We start from the raw sequence: 17,882 nt of genomic DNA on the forward strand, positions 1-17,882 counted from the left end.
AGAATTAAAATAATTATCATGAAACATAGAATCCTCCTAACAAGTATATTAGTTGTGTTTATATGTGGTTTATCGAAGGCACAGACGGTTCAAGAACTTGCTGATTTGGCAGCTGATGGTCTTTGTAGTTGTGTTAATGAAACTTATAGTGATATTGACAACGATGTAAAACGAGCAATGGCACGAATTATTAAGTATCAAATGCAAGGGAATGAAGAGGGAATGGAGAATTATGTGGCTAAACTGCCAACAGATTTGACGACTAGGATAGAAGCACAAGCGTCAATTATGGAAGAAAACGACGACCTTTTTCAAATGTGTTTGGATGATATGGAGGCAGCAATGGGGGAAATTGATTTTAAAGAAGAACAATACAATGGCATTACAGAGGAAGAATTTACAGAAATGATGGTGGCGTCCATGAAAGAGGCAACAGGCTGTAAATTTGCTTATATTCTGATGGAGTTAGGACTGCAAGTTCAAGAAGAAGAGGAAAAAGGTCAGGTAAAAATAAGTCAAGTGAAAAAGACGAATGATTCTAAGGAGTCGAGCGATAGCAAGAAATATGAAGGAACTGGAGGGAATTGAGATGACCCAGTTCTTTTCTTTAATAAAGAAGCGTCCAGTTGCCATGCAATTGGACGCTTTATATTTATTCGTTACAATGAATTTTTATTTCCACTCTTCTATTCAAAATACTCCCTTCTTTTATCAAAGGTTTTGTAGAACCAAAGTATTCATAATTAATCCGATGTTGTTTGATGCCATACATGGTTAACCAACGTTGAATTTTGACAACACGCTGTTTGGATAGTTCTAGATTTCTGTCTTCCGAACCAAAAATATCACTATGCCCATAGAGCGAAATACTTGATTTAGGGTGTTCTCTGAGATAGTTAAAAATAATGTTCAGCGTTTTATTAGCCGCAATCATTCCTTTGAACTTAGTGCTATTGTCGTGAAATTTAATATTGTCAAGTACCAATAATTGATTACAAGTTAAATCTTCTGAACTATGTAAATTTTTGTATGCTGTAGCTGCCTTTTCTGTTGGGGAAGGGTTAGTATTGGTTGTTGTTGTTGGGGTTCCTACATACTTCTTCTCAAAGTTTTCAACTACGCTTTTACTATCCGTTTCATCACCTAGATCTGCATCATTCCAAGTTTTTAATTTTATATTAAAACAATTAAAATGCCTTCGGTTAAATTCTTGCCCTCTACCTTCGATTAAGTCCGCTTCTTTCATGTCGTCATCAAGGCGAGGAAAATGCACTTCACAACTAAAAATACTATGCCCTATTTTAGATGGAGGGTCAGCATGAAATGCCTCTGTGCTAACATCTTCTTTGATTAAAACACCATCTCGACGTACGTTTTTTACAGCTGTGATATCAAATTCTTTTTTTACATCTCGCCCTCGTAGATACCACGGTGATTCCCCTTCGGGAGGGTAAAAAGTAGCTCCACCAGAACGGGCATTATCACAGACGAATCGAAAGTAAAAAATAGTACTATTAGGTGTGTATTCAATTTTGTCTAAGATGTAAGAGTCGAGCCATTTTCTATATACAGGTTTGTGGTCAGTATAGTTGTGCGCTGTCTGAGCACTAGCGAATTCTGTTACCAGTAGAAACAGTAGAAACAGTATGATATTTGGGGTCGTTTTTTTCATAGTTTAAGCATTCTTTGATACGCAAGGCTTATGCATGTAATTGATTTACAAAACGAAGGCATAGACCAAAATCGTTAAGAAACAAATGACGAACTAAATATTACTTATTACTTACTCACAATTGACTTTTATTTCAACCCTTCTATTAATGGGGCTACCTTCAGGCTTTAGCGGTTGATCGGGACCAAACCATTCGTAGTTAATTCTATGTGTTTTAATACCATACATCGTTAGCCAGCGCTGAATTTTTATGACACGTTGCTTGGACAATTCCATATTACGCTCTTTGGGACCAAAAACATCTGTATGCCCGTAAAGCGTCAAGGTAGATTCTGGATGTTCTTTCATGTAATTAAAAAGAATAAAAAGCGTTCGGTTGGCTGCGACCATTCCCTTAAATTTAGTGCTGTTGTCGTGAAACTTAATTTTATCCAAAACCAACATTTTACCACATTCAATGTCTTTGTATGACCCTAAGCGACTAATAGAATAATCTTCTTCAGGTTTAGGCTTTGGCTCTGGTTTGGGTTCAGGCTGGGGTTCAGGTTCAGGGATTGGTTCGGGTTCGGGATCAGGAGTAGGCTCTGGCTTTGGATCAGGCTTTGGTTTGGGCTTTGGTTTGGGTTTGGGTGTTGGGCTAACATTTCTAGGTTTGGAGTCGACACCATATTTTTTTTCAAAGTCAGAAACTTTTTTATCGCTATCCGATTCTTTTCCAAGGTCGTCATCCCAAGTTTTTAGGGTAACATTGAAGCAATTGAAGTGATTTTTATTGTATTCTTGACCTTTTCCTTCAATCAAATCGGCAGTCGTTAAATCATTAGGTAAGCGATCAAAGTGTACTTCACAGCTAAAAACCGTGTATCCACGACCATCGAGTGCAGGAATACTATAAGCAGAGTTGCGTACTTTGGACTTCATGAGCACACCATTTCGGCGAACATTTCGAATTTCCTTAATATCGAAATTTTTCTTGACATTTCTACCTTTTAGATACCAAGGGTGTTCTCCTCCTGGCGGATAAAAGATGGCATTGGTATATTTGCCGCTTTTACAGACAAAACGAAAATAGAAAATCGTTCGACTTTTGGTATACTCAATTTTATCTAAGATATAACTATCCTGCCATTTTCTGTACTGCGGCTTAAAATCCGTATACGTTCTTTGTGCCGATAGATTACTTATAGATAATAAGAAGATTATTATTAAAGTAATATGAATTGATATTGCTTTCATTTATTGTCAATTGTTGTTTGGGATTAGAACAGTTTATAAGACCAAGAGCATTAAGTAACTGTTATATAAGAAACAATATTTTTGCCAATATTATTGTTTGTCGTATGGACTAATGATTTTTGTCAACCAATAGAAGCTGTACGAGTGACTTTTACTTCAGTTTAATGTTAAAAAAGTTAAAATGGTTCTTGTTATTGGCTTTGCCTCTACCTTCAATCAAATGCACTTCTTTACCCCAAGTAGCGGCTGGACGGTCAAAATGGACTCTACAAGTAAAAACAGTTTGTTGATTACTGTTGGTTTTTATACTCAATGGATAATCTTTTAATTCTAGAGTTTCTAACTGACCATCTTTTTTTATCCTGCGAACCGATTTAAAAGATTGTCGCCGCCCTGTGAGTGTATTTTTTAAAAACCAATGATCGGCATGATTTCTAGGATAAAAAATAGCATTGGAATAGGATTGAGGCTCAAAATAAATCGCTAAAGAAAAAATTATTTCTGTTTCTGTATAAACTATTTTTTCAAGCACATAGTTCGGTTTAGAAGATTTGTACTGAGGAGTTTCATCAATGGTTGCTTTACCTTGATAATCCTCAAACATGTCTTCATTGTCATTTTCAAGGATAATGGTAGGTGAAACAGACGAAGATGGTTTGGTCTTGGATAAGTTGTCTTCAACATATTCTACTTTTGGAACAATAACTTTAGAAGTTCTGCTTCTGCCAAATTGTGCGAATAGATGATCTGATATTCCTATTATTAGGAATAGTATAAAAAATATAGTGCAAGACTTCTTTATCATAATTTGATATAGGTTTTAGCTTAAATAGCTAACTATTAGCAATGTGCAAGCGTATGAGTTAATGAAGGGTTGTGGCTTGGGTTTAGTTCTGTGTAGTTGAGTGGAATACAACCTTGATATCTAATTTAACAAAAAATCAGTTAAAACTTCTAAAAAGAGTTTAGGTTGTTCGGCATGAACCCAGTGGCCTGCTTTTTCAATTGTTTTTAAAACAGCATTGGGAAAATACGTTTTATACGTCTCAAATTCTTCTGGTAAAATATAATTGGATTGGGCACCTTTAATGAAAAGAGTAGGGTGTTCAAAAGGAGCTGACAAATTTCCTTTATCCAAAATATGCTGATATGCACCATGAATAACAGGTAAATTCATTTTCCATTCATAATGTTGCGTTTCTTTATTGATGCTAAGATTTTTTAGAATAAACTGTCGAACACTATAAGAATCAATTTTTTCTTGAAGCAATTGATCGGCTTGTTTTCTAGATTCCAACTCTTTTAGATCCAAGGAAAATAAGGCTTCAAAAATTGTTTGATGATTTCCTTTATAAGTCTTGGGAGCAATATCTACAACGACTAATTTTTGAATCAAATCTGGTTCTTCAGATGCTAATTGCATGGCGACTTTTCCTCCCATGGAGTGCCCAACTACATGAGCTTCATAAATCCAGTTGTTTTCCATAAATTCACGAATGTCATTAGCCATAATCGTGTAATCAAACTCATCAGAGTGAGGAGAGCGTCCATGATTTCTAAGATCAATAATAAAAACCATAAAATGTTCTGCTAATTTTTTTGCAATCGTTTGCCAGTTGTCTAAGGTGCCAAACATACCGTGTAAAATCAAAACAGGGTCTCCTTCTCCAAATACTTTATAATTCAGTTGCATGTTAATAGTTTAATAAGATTGATTGTCAAAGAACTGCAATTGTTCTGCCAATAAGTGATAGGATGCCACTCAATTGGGCAACTACATTTATCAATTATTCATAAAAGGGTATAACAAAAACACAGAAAAACAAGGTGCAGCTCATCTATCTAATAATACAATTTTGAGTGGCTAAAGTTCCACAAAAAAATGCGCATCTTGGATAAATTCACTATATTTTATATATCCTTGTGTTATTTAAGGAGTCTTGTCCCAATTGGGCAAACTATTTAAGACTTCTTGTTTGGTCATTTTTTGAGACGAACCTCCAAAAATAGTATAGATTCCTGGTTGGTCAGTTTTTAAGCGCAATTCGTGAGATTCTGGTAAGTTATGTATGGTGTTGGATAAAGCACTGTAACCTAAAATTTCTGTACTAATCTCATTTTCTCTAGCGTTTTTTTGAGGAATGATTTTATCATCATAAGCCCAATAAATGTTCCCTTCACCTCGTACACTAAAGCCTGTTTCTGCAAATACATAGTGACCAGTTGATGTGAATTCGTTATCAATATAAACACGGCTGATAGGACATGGCGCAATGATTTTTAGAGTTCTTTTAGTGCCAACGATAAGAGCCTTTTTGGTAGGATGAAATCGAGTTGTGTGCGCATCAAAAGCATTTGGAGTTTCAGCCTGCACAATAGGACTTTGACTATCTAAGTCCCATAGGTTAATATGATTTGAATTAAACATGACCATAGACCAATCAGGGCTAAAAGAAAAATGTCCGTTGCTGCTTCCTTGATTTTGAGTAATATAATGAATGGAATTTAAGTTGGATTCAATTCTAAAAATTCGACCATTACGTCCAATACTAGTAATGAGATCTCCATTTTGTTGTACGGCTAATTCGTGCAACGGAAAATTTGATCGTTTAGAACCTTTGTCATCTAATTTTTGCGTAAGAATTGCATTAATCCTTTCACCAAAATCAGCCACTCGAACCAACTGAAAGGTACTAGTTTTGTACTGAGCGATTTGAGCTTTGCAGTTGCTAATATAGATATATTGACCGTCAGGGCTAAAGGCAAAATGATGTTTTTGATCACACTTTGTCCACTCAAAATCATCGGGAATTGCTCTTTTAGAAGCTTTGATAGTTCCAGTGACAGGGTCAATGATAATTAGTTGTTCTTCGAGACTTGCTTTGCATTGATTTTCATCAAAACCATGATTTTTGAACCAGATAGCCAATTGTGTGCCATCGGGAGAGTAAACAACACTAGAAGGGTAGAGCGTTGTATTTTCCATGACATCCATAAAATAAGAAGCCTCATAACAATCTGGCACCCGCTTAATTCTTAATAGAACTCGACCATCTTTGGTATCTCTAATTTCTAATTTTTTGCTGCCTGTTTTAATGTAATTATAACAAATAGCAATCGTTCTTCCATCAGGACTAGCTGCCATGTCTAGAATATAACTATAACTTAATTTAACTTTCCATTTTTCCGAAAAATCGCTAGCAGAGAAATGATATAGATAACCACTGTTATCGACGGTATATATTCCACCCTTTTGATCTGTATCAACATAAATAATTTTACTTTGGTTCGATGGATCAGACAATTCAAAATTAGCCAAACAAGCCCATTGAAATTTTTCTGTTCCCATAGGAAAAGATTCTTTGCTTTGAATAGGAATAAGTGCTAGTCCTATTTGACTTGTTGTTGTTGTACAAAAATAGCAGCTGATGGCAAAAATTAACCAACAGGTTCTTATATGTTGAAGATTAAACATTGTTGAATTTCAATAACGTTATTGTAAGAATATGTTTAAAATTTATGTTCTTCAAAAACAATAGTTTTGGCAAAAATGAGCTGGTTTTAGTGCCTAAAAAAGCTCTTTTTTCAGTACTATCAAGATTCAAAAAAACAGTCAATAGGGGCGAAATCAAGCATTTGTAGTTTGAAAATAGAATTTAAACATGCTCTAAGAATGATATTTAATACAAAATTGGTTCCAATGCAATTGCTTGAGCATATGGAACGTCAGGTTTAAGCTGTCTTGTATTAAAGTAAAAATAAGAAAAAAGCTTCGTTTGAACTAAAAATTTTATCTGATTCAACAAACAGAAATACTTTCCGACTGTTTAAGATTTATATGTGCTATATTAGCCCTTCACAACACCAAAATCTGTCTCAAAATAGACTATTTTTTAAGAACAGTCTAAATAGATAAAAATAACAAAAATGAGCTATAAAAGTTTAAAGGATTGCGTAAGAGATTTGGAAAAAAATGGTAAATTACTAAGGATTAAATCTGAGGTGGATCCAAATTTAGAAATGGCAGAAATTCATCGCCGAGTATTTGATGCAAAAGGACCCGCTATTTTTTATGAAAATGTAAAAGGAAGCCCTTTTCCTGCTCTATCTAATCTATACGGAACAAAAGAACGGACTCGTTTCTTATTTCGACATACGATGGAAAATGTTCAAAAAGTCATCGAATTAAAAATTGATCCTATTCAATTGCTTAAAAAGCCAAGCAGGTATTGGAGAGCGCCGTTTACAGCGTTGACAGGCTTGCCTCAAAAAGCACGTTTTAGCAAACCAATTTTGTTTGGTGAAACAAAGATTAGTCAATTGCCGCAAGTAAAATCTTGGGGGATGGATGGCGGTGCTTTTGTGACGCTTCCACAAGTTTTTTCTATGGGACCTCAGTCAAAGGATATTATGAAATCCAATTTGGGAATGTATCGAATTCAGTTGTCAGGAAATGATTATCAAATGGACAAAGAAATTGGATTGCATTATCAATTGCATCGTGGTATTGGGGTGCATCACAAGGCCTATAATAATTCAGATGAACCTTTTAAAGTTTCAATTTTTGTAGGAGGTCCTCCGTCTAATGCTTTTTCTGCAATTATGCCATTACCTGAGAATTTGTCAGAATTGACGTTTGCAGGTTTGTTGAATGGGCGTCGTTTTCGGTATTTTCAACAAAATGGATATACCCTATCAGCGGATGCTGATTTTTGTATTACGGGGACTGTTGTGAAAAATAAAAAAATGCCAGAAGGACCTTTTGGAGATCACTTGGGGTATTATAGTTTAAAACATGATTTTCCTGTTATGGAGGTGGATAAGGTGTACCATCGAAAGGATGCTATTTGGCATTTTACGGTAGTAGGGAGACCACCTGCGGAAGATTCTAGTTTTGGATATTTGATACATGAGTTGGTCAAAGAACTAGCACCGCAAGAATTTCCAGGCTTAAAAGATGTTAATGCTGTAGATGCTGCTGGCGTACATCCGTTGTTGTTAGCCATTGGCAGCGAACGGTACATGCCTTTTCGTGAACGCCGACCAGAGGAGTTGCTGACAATTGCCAATCACTTGTTGGGAAAGGGGCAGACAACGTTAGCTAAATATTTGTTCATTGCCGACCATAGCGATGACCCTAAATTAGATACGCATAATATTGAGCATTATTTTAATCATGTGTTGGAGCGAGTTGATTGGACTAGAGATTTACATTTTCAAACTAAAACGACGATTGATACCTTAGATTATTCTGGCGATGGTTGGAATGCAGGATCCAAAGTGGTGGTGGCTTGTTGTGGAGACAAAAAGCGTTTGTTAAAAGCAGAATTGCCCGAAAATTTTGATTTACCTGATGGTTTTTCTAAGCCTAAATTTGTACAAAAAGGAATTTTGGCGATTCAAGCAATGCCTTATACCGATCATGAATCTGGGCAGAAAGCCATCCACCAATTAGAACAGTATTTGGAGCGTTATGATTGGCAACACGTTCCTATGGTTTTGGTAGTGGATGATAGCGATTTTGTTACACAAACCTTGAATAATTTTCTTTGGGTGACTTTTACTCGTTCCAATCCTTCGCACGATATTCATGGTGTGCATAGTTTTATAGAGCATAAACATTGGGGATGTAGAGGTGCCTTGATTATTGATGCTAGAATCAAACCGCATCATGCTCCGCCTTTGATTGTTGATGAAAAGGTAAAATTGAAAGTGGATAAACTGTTCTCTAAAGGAGGGGAGCTGTATAATAAAATCTAAATCACTTATTTTTAGTTTTATTTTACTCAGTCTGAAAAATATTGCAATTTGTTTTTGCAACTTGTTGTTCAATAATATTAATATTTTGTTAATGACTCCCGACTCTTTTAGGATAAGTTGTTGGAAGGGAGTTGTATTTTTAGATGCAAAGTATTTATCTTTCTAAGAACTTAGAAAATGCCTGCTTTTGTAGTAATTTGCAGTTTGATGAAAGAAAGCATTAATGATTTCTAGCTTATTTTTAATAACCTTATGCTAATCATAGGATTTAGCAATAAGTACTTATTAAGGAGAATATTAGAGCTATTTTCAAAACAAGATTAGGAGTAGAAAATATGAAAAAGGTTACTTTAATTTTAATATGTTTAGCGGGTTTCCTATATTGTTGTAATAGTAATTTGGCACATCAGGAGGTTGATGAAGATGGTGAAGTTATCATAGAAGATGAGTTTACAAAAGGCGAAATTGATTTGGAAGACACCCTGCGCTTGACAGAAGGCAAAATACCAGAGAATTGGATTAAAATGCCTTTGTTGGACAATGGTTATTATATTGCTTTTCCAAAAGAACCAACGAGGAAAGAACGAAAAAGTAGCCGAAGGATTGACTACAAACTTAAAAGAAGTAAGTACCGCTTGAGTTGTAATTTGACAGATTTATTGGAAGAACCCTCTTTTCAAGAAAATAAGCAGTATAGAGAAGAATATTATACGGCTATTGTAGATGATTTGGCAGAAGGGATTGATGGTGTTGTAGAAGCTCAAGATTTATTTTATAGTCAAAATATCTATGAAGGAGTTCGTGCAACAATTGTGGCTGAAGACGTTCGCATTTATCTACAATGTATTATTATAGAATCCATTTTATATACCATAAGTTTGACTTTATTTGATGACGAAAAACCTGTATATTTGCAACTTCGAGACAAGTTTTTTTACTCTTTTGGCAATGAACTGTACCGAAATAAGACCGAGCGAGATAGTAGTCAGCAAAAATGATGGCATGGTGCCAATGTATTCGGTTCTTTAGCAATCCTTGTTAGCTGTGCGGCTACTTCATGAATGTGCGCAGTTGATGCCTATTTGTATATAAAATGTAATAAAATTTCAATTGTTGATAACCCATTAAAAAACGATTTTTACGGAGCGGAGCAGTTTTTTACAAACAACCATATCAATCCAACCATTCCAATAAGTACACAATATTCACACATAATAAAAGTCTAAGATAGCTATAGATCTTGTATTAAAATATTCCCATTCTAAGATTATGAAAATACTATCCACAACACAAACACGAGAAGCAGATGCCTATACAATAGAGCACGAACCTATTTTGTCCATTGACTTAATGGAAAGAGCCAGTAGAACTTTCGTAGAGTGGTTTGAAGAACAATTTCCGAAAGAAAAATTTGAAATGGTCAGCGTAATTTGCGGTAAAGGCAATAATGGAGGAGATGGCTTGGCTATTGCTCGGTTATTAGAAGAAAGAGGTTATGATATCGCTATCTTTATACTAAACCTAACAGATAAAGTTACAGAGGATTTTAAAACCAACCTAGAACGTGTTCAGCAATTACAAGGACTCAATAAGTTAATTATAAAAGAAATTACCTCTGTAGAGGATATGCCTGTTTTTGGTGAAGAAGAAATTTTGATTGATGCTATTTTAGGCTCTGGATTGAGTCGTCCAATAGAAGGGGAGTTGGCTGAGATCTTGCACTTTCTGAATGAGTGCAAAAATACCGTTGTTGCTGTGGATATTCCAACAGGGGTATTTACCGATGCACCAACTACGGGAGCATGCATCGAAGCAGATTATACCTTTGCGTTTGAATTTCCAAAGTTGGCGTTTTTGTTTCCTGAGAATTTTCATTGTGTGGGTGATTTTGTTTGCAAACCTATTGGTTTAGATCAACGTTACATTGATGCTGCGGATTCTCCATTTTATTATATAACTTCTGATATTGTTAAGAAAATATATAAAAAACGGGACAAATTTGCTCACAAAGGGGTATTTGGGCATGCTTTGTTGATCATGGGATCATACGGTAAAATGGGGGCTGCTATTCTAGCGACACGGGCTTGTCTTCGAGCAGGAGTTGGATTGGTAACCGTACACGTACCTATCTGCGGTTATGAAGTGATGCAAACAGCTGTACCTGAGGCGATGGTGAGTTTGGATGAAGATCGTTTTATTTTTACCAAAGTATACGATTTGCCCAAGTATTCTACCATTGCGATTGGTTGTGGCTTGAGCACTAAAAATAGAACTAGAAATGCCTTGTGTTATATGCTTAAGCATATGAATAGCCCAACTGTTTTGGACGCTGATGCGCTGAATATATTAGGGCAAAGCCCAGATTGGTTTGAATACATTCCTAAGAATAGTATCCTAACGCCACATCCCAAGGAGTTTGAACGAATGTTTGGCAAGGCCTATGATAACTTTGAACGCAATGAGTTACAGCGCCAAAAAGCACAAGAATTTGGGGTTTATATTATTTTGAAAGGTGCCAATACGTGTATTGCAACTCCTGAAGGCGATTGTTATTTTAATTCTACAGGAAACCCCGGTATGGGAACTGCTGGGAGTGGAGATGTATTGACGGGCATACTGGCAGGGTTGTTGGCACAAGAATACAATCCTTTAGAAGCTTGTATACTAGGTGTGTATATTCATGGATTAGCAGGTGATATTGCCGCAGAAATAGAAAGTGAGGAAAGTTTGACCGCAGGCGATTTGGTCAATTATTTAGGAAAAGCATTTTTAAATTTGAGAGCGTTGTAACGAGGCTATTCCATTATTTTTTATGGAGAACTTATAACGTTAATTTCTATGATTCATAAGCTCACTTTGTTGGGCTTATGAGTGTTATTTATAATAATTATACAGTTTATCCGACTAGCCCAAAATCTTTACAATCATTTCTCGCAGCAATTCTCCGTGAGGAATACTGACATTATTAACCCCTTTTGAGCGCAAGTCATATTCTTTTAAAGTAGTTATGATGGCTTCTATTTGGGAGCGATTGTAAGACTTTGCTGCAATTTTATAGTCTTTGACAAAAAACTTATTGGCACCAATGGCACTAGCAATTTCCCCATCAGAAGCTCGCAAAAGAGATTGACAAATATAAACTTTGCTAAAGAAGTTGTATAAAGTTGCCGTAATCATAGGCAAAGGATGATTTTTGGGATTAGCAATAAAGTACTTGACAATTAAAAAGCTTTTAAAACGATCTCGTTTTCCTAGAGCCTGTTGTAATTCAAAAACATTAAAATCTTTACTAATACCAATGTTTCGCTGAATAATATGCTTGTCAATGGCTGTTCCTTCTGGCAAGTTGATGGTTAATTTATTCAGTTCATTTGAGATTTTTGACAAATCGGTGCCGAGATATTCTGCCAATAAATTGGTGGCGGCTGGTTTGATGGCAATGTTTTTATCTTTTAGGTAATTGTTAATCCAATTGGGCACTTGATTATCATAGAGTCGAGTAGACTCAAATACACAAACTTTGTTGGAGCCCGTCAGTGCTTTGGCGTATTTCTTTCGTTTATCTAGTTTTTTGTATTTGTGTGCCAAAACTAAAATCGTACTATCCAAAGGATTTTGAAAATAGCTTTCTAATTTATCTATTGTTTTTAACTCTTGGGCTTCTTTGATAATAACCACTTGCTTTTCAGACATGACAGGATAACGACGGGCACTATCTAGAACCGTTTTATAGTCAATCTCTTTACCATACAAAACGGTTTGATTAAAAGCTTTAGCCGTATCATCTAAGACATTCTCTTCAATATGTTTGGTTAATTCATCAATATAAAAGCTCTCTTCTCCATGCAATAAATATATGGGGAAATATTCCTTTTTTTTGAGAGAATTAAGGACTTGCTTATAAGAGAGCGATTTTGCTTTAGCCATTTATAATGCTAGGTTGATGATTGTATGAATAGAACTCCTAAAGGTACATTTTTTTGGAACCAAACCGAAGTTTTTAGGACTTAACTATTTTTTGAGTTGGCAAAAAATGACCATCACTTTCTACTTGTAGAAAATAAACACCTTGAGGCAAATTAGATAAATCTGGAGTGGTTTTTATATTGACAGATGGTAAGTCTTGCTCCCAAACTAGTTGCCCCTGTACAGAATAAATACGGAGTTTATTATTGGTTGAACAAGCTTTTAGATGTATGCTTAGGGGAGCTTGTTGGTGGATTATATTAGGCTGAACTAGTAGAACACTCTCTGTGCAAGGAAGCGACTCTACAGGGAATTGGTGGAAAGAAAAAGCAGCATAGCCCATTGTGTTTTTTAACCATATCATTTGGTTATTATAAATAGGATCATCCACTAGTAAATAGCTTAACGCATCAACATTTTGATAGTCAATTGTTAGGTGAATTTTGTTTTTTTGAGAATAAACATTAGAAATATCAATAAAAGGAATTAGTTGGTTATTTTTATAAAATTCAAATTGTTGCTCAATCCCATCAGGCAAGGTGGCAATGTCTTGATCAAATTCTAGAATGAGTTCTTCATAAGCGTAATAAGCACGCATAATATTAGGAGAAGTAATACAATTGTTATTAGAATAAAAATCACGTCCAATAACTTGGAACAAACGCTCTGCTAATGTATTGTAAGCTTCTTTTGAAAAATGGCATTCTGAATAAGGGTCGTAAAGTGGAGAAGAACGTTCTCCAATACCACATGCTGTAATGGGAATAATTTCTGAAAAGCTATGAGAAGGACGTTGGATGCTTCGTTGTTGTTCTCGAACAATTTGACCATACCCATGGTGGTTACATCCCGTATGAATTTGGATAACATATACTTTGGAGAAGTTGCCCCAGTATTTTTCCCAATGATCAATCAGAAAATTTAGGCTATCAGCATAGGTGGCAGCTTTGTTATAAGAGTTTTCGCTCTCTCCTTGATACCAAATAACGCCTTTGATTTTTCCTTTAAGATTTGCTTGTTGGATTCTGTAATTTAACGAACCAAAGAGTGTGTGCAGATCGTAAGGATCATTGTTTTGACTATAATAAAGTTGGTGCTGACTGATGTAAGAACCTCCATAAGAGCCATTGATAAAACAAGTCGGCATTTGATATTTTTCTTGTAATAAATATTGGAGCTTTAGCCCCCACAAACCAACAAATCCTGTCAAAGAGCCTGAGGCTTTTGCAGGTTGCCAGTGATTGTTATTAGGATTATAATTGGTTAAATGACCATTAATGCCATAATATTCAGGCATATTGCCAAGAGATTTGCTAAAAATGTGACTGGAATCTCTAGGATAAGTTTGGTACAAGCTATCTTGCTCAATTCCTGCTTGGGGCAAGCCAACCATGATTCCCATGCCATTAGATTGACCGCTAATGATATAAGCATCTCCACAGACCACATTTTGGGCAAGTTGTTCTTGCCGAAAAACGATTTGACTTCGTTTAAGGCGTAGTTGGAAAGAGTAGAGGTACATGCCCGCTTCAATGATGGGGGCAAAATGGAAGGTATCTGTTGTATTTTGACTATATATGGAGTCTTTAAAACTACCATCTAAAAAACGTTTGCGAACAATCAACTCTACTTGGTCTATGGAATAGTTGGTAACAGTACCTTTGAGAATAACCATTGCTTGATTTTTTTCATTTCTTGGATACAATTGATGCGATTGAGGATACAATCGAATGCCATTATGATCCTTGAAATACAAGACTTGACCAATAAGCGTGTGAAAGGTGCTAAAAAAAATAATAATACAATAAACAATTTTTAAGAATGGCATTGATGATAATTTATTTTACACACTAGTTTAGATACATTTAGAGCTTCAAAAATAAATATTTTAATAAAACTATGCTATTTTGCTTCTGTATAACTTGGAGAGAAGCAGGCTGTTCGGATTAGAATATAATGGTCTAAAGATAGTAGCTTGTATTTTAGGAGAAAAGTTAATAGATCAATTCAACTGCCAAACTATCAAATATTCTTAAATAAGAAGCTTACAAAATAAGAACGTATACTATGCACTATCTAACGTTTGTTGGTACTATTTTGCTACTAACAACTTACAATTTTAACAGAATACAAGCCCAACAATCATTTCCAAGCAAAGTAGATTCTACTTTGTATGACACGCTTCAATGGCGCAATATAGGACCTTTTAGAGGAGGCCGTTCTTGTGCTGTGACAGGTGTAGAAGGGAAACGAAATTTGTTTTATTTTGGTGCCGCTGGAGGAGGCGTGTGGAAAACAAAAGATGGGGGAAGAAGTTGGAGTAATATCTCAGATGGCTTTTTTGGTGGTTCAATAGGGGCAATAGAAGTCAGTAAGTCAGATAACAATGTTATTTATGTAGGTGGTGGAGAACGAACGGTTCGAGGCAATGTATCAATGGGCTATGGAATATGGAAAAGTGAGGATGCTGGTAAGACGTGGGTATCCAAGGGCTTGAAAAAATCGCGTCATATTGCTCGAGTTCGAGTACATCCAACGAACCACGACATTGTTTATGCTGCCTCAATGGGAAACCTGTTTAAGCCCAATGCAGAGCGTGGTATTTTTAAAAGTACAGATGGAGGCGATAGTTGGCAAAAAGTTTTGTTTGTTAATAATGAAGTAGGTGCTGTAGATTTGGTCATTGACCCTACCAACCCAAGGATTTTATATGCAACAACTTGGCGCATTAGTCGTACACCGTATAGTTTGTCTAGTGGAGGGCAAGGGTGTGGTATTTGGAAAAGTACAGATGGTGGTGAAACATGGAATGATATTACTAAGAGTAAAGGACTACCAACAGATACACTGGGCATTATTGGCATTACAGTTTCTCCTGCAAACCCAGACCGTGTTTGGGCAATTATAGAATCTAAAACAGGGGGGCTATTCCGTTCTGATAATGCAGGAGAAACGTGGAAAAAAGTTAATGACAGTAGAAAACTAAGACAAAGAGCTTGGTACTATAGTGTTATTCAAGCTGATCCTAAGGATGAAAACGTAGTTTATGTCTTGAATGTGCGTTACCATCGTTCCGAAGATGGTGGAAAAACGTTTCAACAGTTTAGTGCTGGTCATGTCGATCACCATGATTTGTGGATTGATCCTCAAGATCCCGAGCGTATGATTATAGGTGACGATGGTGGTGCTCAAGTTACTTACGATAGGGGAGCTACATGGTCAACCTACCACAACCAACCCACGGCTCAGTTTTATCGAGTGACGACAGACAATCATTTTCCATATCGAATTTATGCTGCACAACAAGATAATAGCACCATTCGCATTCCACATCGTACCAAAGGGTGGGGAATCACAGAAAAAGATTGGGAAAGTACCGCAGGTTGCGAGTGTGGGCATATTGCCGTTGATCCTTTGGATCCAGAGATTGTATATGGTGGTTGTTATGATGGCTATTTGCAGCGAAAAAATCATAGAAACGATCAATCAAGAGCCATTAATGTTTGGCCAGATAATCCTATGGGACATGGTGCAGAAGCAATGAAATATCGTTTTCAATGGAATTTTCCATTGTTTTTTAGTCCACACGATCCCAAAAAACTTTATACGGCTTCCAATCACTTGCATGTTACTTATAATGAGGGACAATCTTGGACAACGATTAGCCCTGATTTGACAACGAATGATTCTTCTAAGCAGGTTTCTTCGGGTGGACCTATCACACAAGACAATACTTCTGTGGAGTATTACTGTACTATTTTTGCGGCTTGCGAATCTCCTAGAGTGAAAGATTTGTTGTGGACGGGATCTGATGATGGCTTAATTCATATTTCGCAAGATGGGGGAAAGAATTGGGACAATGTAACTCCAAAAAAAATGCCTAAATGGATGCAGATCAATAGTATTGAAGCAGACCCATTTAATGATGGTGGTTTGTATGTGGCTGGAACTCGTTATAAAATGGGAGATTTTAAGCCTTATTTGTATTATACGAAAAATTATGGTGCTGATTGGATAGAGATTACCAAAGGAATTTCTAAAGAACATTTTACCAGAGTGATACGCGCTGATCCCAACCAAGAAGGATTGCTTTATACAGGAACAGAAAGTGGGGTGTACATATCTTATAATAATGGTCAAAATTGGCATTCTTTGCAATTGAATTTGCCAATTGTTCCAATTACAGATATGACAATTAAGAACAACGATTTAATTGTCGCAACACAAGGGCGATCAATATGGATTTTGGACGATATCAATATCTTACAACAAGCCAAAAATGAGTTGAAAGAAAAGGATTTTCATCTTTATAAACCTTCTACTATTTATAGAATGGAAGGTGGGCAAAATTGGAATGCCAAAGGTCAAGGTGTCAATCATACCAACGGTGTTGCGCTACATTATTATTTAAATCTAGAGCCAGATTCTGTTTCGACAGAGTTGTATATTGTCAATGAGCAAGGAGATACTTGCCGTCGCTTTAGTAAAGATGCAAAGGACAAACAAGACCAAATCAAATTAACAAAAGGAGCTGGTATTTGGACTTGGAATATGAATTATAAACCAGCCAAAACATTTCCTGGGATGATTAATTTTTGGGCATCAATGGCAGGACCAAGAGCATTGCCAGGAAATTACAAAGCAATTTTAGTTGTTGATAGTGTGGCGCAAGCAGTACCTTTTAAAATTGTTAATGATCCTAATTCTAAGGCTACTTTGGAGGATTTGCAAGAGCAATTTGATTTTGTAGAATCTATTCGAGATAAATTGACAGAAACGCATCAAACTATCTTAGATATTCGAGCAGTACGCCAACAACTGAACAATCTTAGTCAACGATTGAAGGTAGATAGTACGTTCAGCGATTTGATCGACTTGTCAAAGTCTATTGATTCGACGATGACTCAAATCGAAAAAACATTATATCAGACTAAAAACCAAAGCCCTCAAGATCCTCTTAATTTCCCAATTCGTCTAAACAACAAACTGGGACATTTAAATGCATTGTCCTACGGCGATTATCCTCCAACAGCGCAAGCGATAGCTGTCAAAGAGGAATTATTTGCTAAGATTGATGCTCAAATACAGTTGTTTAAGAAGATAAAGGAAGAAGATATCAAGCAATTTAATACCTTATTCAGAGAGCGTATGGTAGATGTGATTTGGATTGAAGAAGAGTAGAAGGTATCTCAATAATTTAGGAGTAGAGGTGTTGTAAAAACATAGATTCAACTTGATGAATAACTCA

The 17,882-nt window shown here is 36.0% G+C and carries 12 protein-coding genes; 5 read left to right on the top strand and 7 right to left on the bottom strand.

Annotation, left to right across the window (positions count from 1 at the left end):
- The first annotated feature begins 18 nt into the window (after positions 1-18).
- Positions 19-588: a hypothetical protein gene (locus QP953_RS10485; RefSeq protein WP_052598675.1), complete on the top strand. Its 570-nt coding sequence runs from the start codon at positions 19-21 to the stop codon at positions 586-588.
- A gap of 64 nt (positions 589-652) precedes the next feature.
- Here QP953_RS10485 and QP953_RS10490 read toward each other — a convergent pair whose 3' ends face one another.
- From QP953_RS10490 to QP953_RS10510, 5 genes are all read right to left on the bottom strand, one after another.
- The gene (locus QP953_RS10490) at positions 653-1,672 is read right to left on the bottom strand and encodes an OmpA family protein (RefSeq protein WP_309554951.1); all 1,020 of its coding nucleotides are present in this window, start codon (positions 1,670-1,672) and stop codon (positions 653-655) included.
- A gap of 111 nt (positions 1,673-1,783) precedes the next feature.
- The gene (locus tag QP953_RS10495) at positions 1,784-2,908 is read right to left on the bottom strand and encodes an OmpA family protein (RefSeq protein WP_081909612.1); all 1,125 of its coding nucleotides are present in this window, start codon (positions 2,906-2,908) and stop codon (positions 1,784-1,786) included.
- Positions 2,909-3,059: 151 nt separating this feature from the next.
- Positions 3,060-3,713, bottom strand: a complete 654-nt coding sequence (locus QP953_RS10500) for a hypothetical protein (protein ID WP_309554953.1) — start codon at positions 3,711-3,713, stop codon at positions 3,060-3,062.
- A 120-nt stretch (positions 3,714-3,833) separates the two neighbouring features.
- Positions 3,834-4,601: an alpha/beta fold hydrolase gene (locus tag QP953_RS10505; RefSeq protein WP_309554954.1), complete on the bottom strand. Its 768-nt coding sequence runs from the start codon at positions 4,599-4,601 to the stop codon at positions 3,834-3,836.
- A 237-nt stretch (positions 4,602-4,838) separates the two neighbouring features.
- Complete coding sequence (locus tag QP953_RS10510; protein ID WP_309554955.1) at positions 4,839-6,383, bottom strand: hypothetical protein; 1,545 nt, start codon at positions 6,381-6,383, stop codon at positions 4,839-4,841.
- A gap of 452 nt (positions 6,384-6,835) precedes the next feature.
- Here QP953_RS10510 and QP953_RS10515 point away from each other — a divergent pair, with 452 nt between their 5' ends.
- The 3 genes from QP953_RS10515 to QP953_RS10525 all read left to right on the top strand — a co-directional run bounded on the left by QP953_RS10515 (position 6,836) and on the right by QP953_RS10525 (position 11,458).
- Positions 6,836-8,668, top strand: coding sequence for a UbiD family decarboxylase (locus tag QP953_RS10515; protein WP_052598680.1), 1,833 nt, complete (start codon positions 6,836-6,838; stop codon positions 8,666-8,668).
- A 335-nt stretch (positions 8,669-9,003) separates the two neighbouring features.
- Positions 9,004-9,666: a hypothetical protein gene (locus QP953_RS10520; RefSeq protein WP_052598681.1), complete on the top strand. Its 663-nt coding sequence runs from the start codon at positions 9,004-9,006 to the stop codon at positions 9,664-9,666.
- Positions 9,667-9,937: 271 nt separating this feature from the next.
- Positions 9,938-11,458: a bifunctional ADP-dependent NAD(P)H-hydrate dehydratase/NAD(P)H-hydrate epimerase gene (locus QP953_RS10525; protein ID WP_052598682.1), complete on the top strand. Its 1,521-nt coding sequence runs from the start codon at positions 9,938-9,940 to the stop codon at positions 11,456-11,458.
- Positions 11,459-11,572: 114 nt separating this feature from the next.
- Here QP953_RS10525 and holA read toward each other — a convergent pair whose 3' ends face one another.
- Positions 11,573-12,595, bottom strand: coding sequence for a DNA polymerase III subunit delta (holA, locus tag QP953_RS10530; protein WP_052598683.1), 1,023 nt, complete (start codon positions 12,593-12,595; stop codon positions 11,573-11,575).
- 73 nt (positions 12,596-12,668) lie between these two features.
- Positions 12,669-14,462 (bottom strand): sialate O-acetylesterase, encoded by a 1,794-nt coding sequence (locus QP953_RS10535; RefSeq protein WP_309554956.1) that lies wholly within the window; start codon positions 14,460-14,462, stop codon positions 12,669-12,671.
- A gap of 239 nt (positions 14,463-14,701) precedes the next feature.
- Between QP953_RS10535 and QP953_RS10540 the strand changes: the two genes are divergently transcribed.
- Positions 14,702-17,815 carry a VPS10 domain-containing protein gene (locus QP953_RS10540; RefSeq protein WP_309554958.1) on the top strand — a complete coding sequence of 1,038 codons (3,114 nt, stop codon included), beginning with the start codon at positions 14,702-14,704 and terminating at the stop codon, positions 17,813-17,815.
- The last annotated feature ends 67 nt before the right edge of the window (positions 17,816-17,882 follow it).

The organism is Aureispira sp. CCB-E (assembly GCF_031326345.1).
Lineage (GTDB): Bacteria > Bacteroidota > Bacteroidia > Chitinophagales > Saprospiraceae > Aureispira.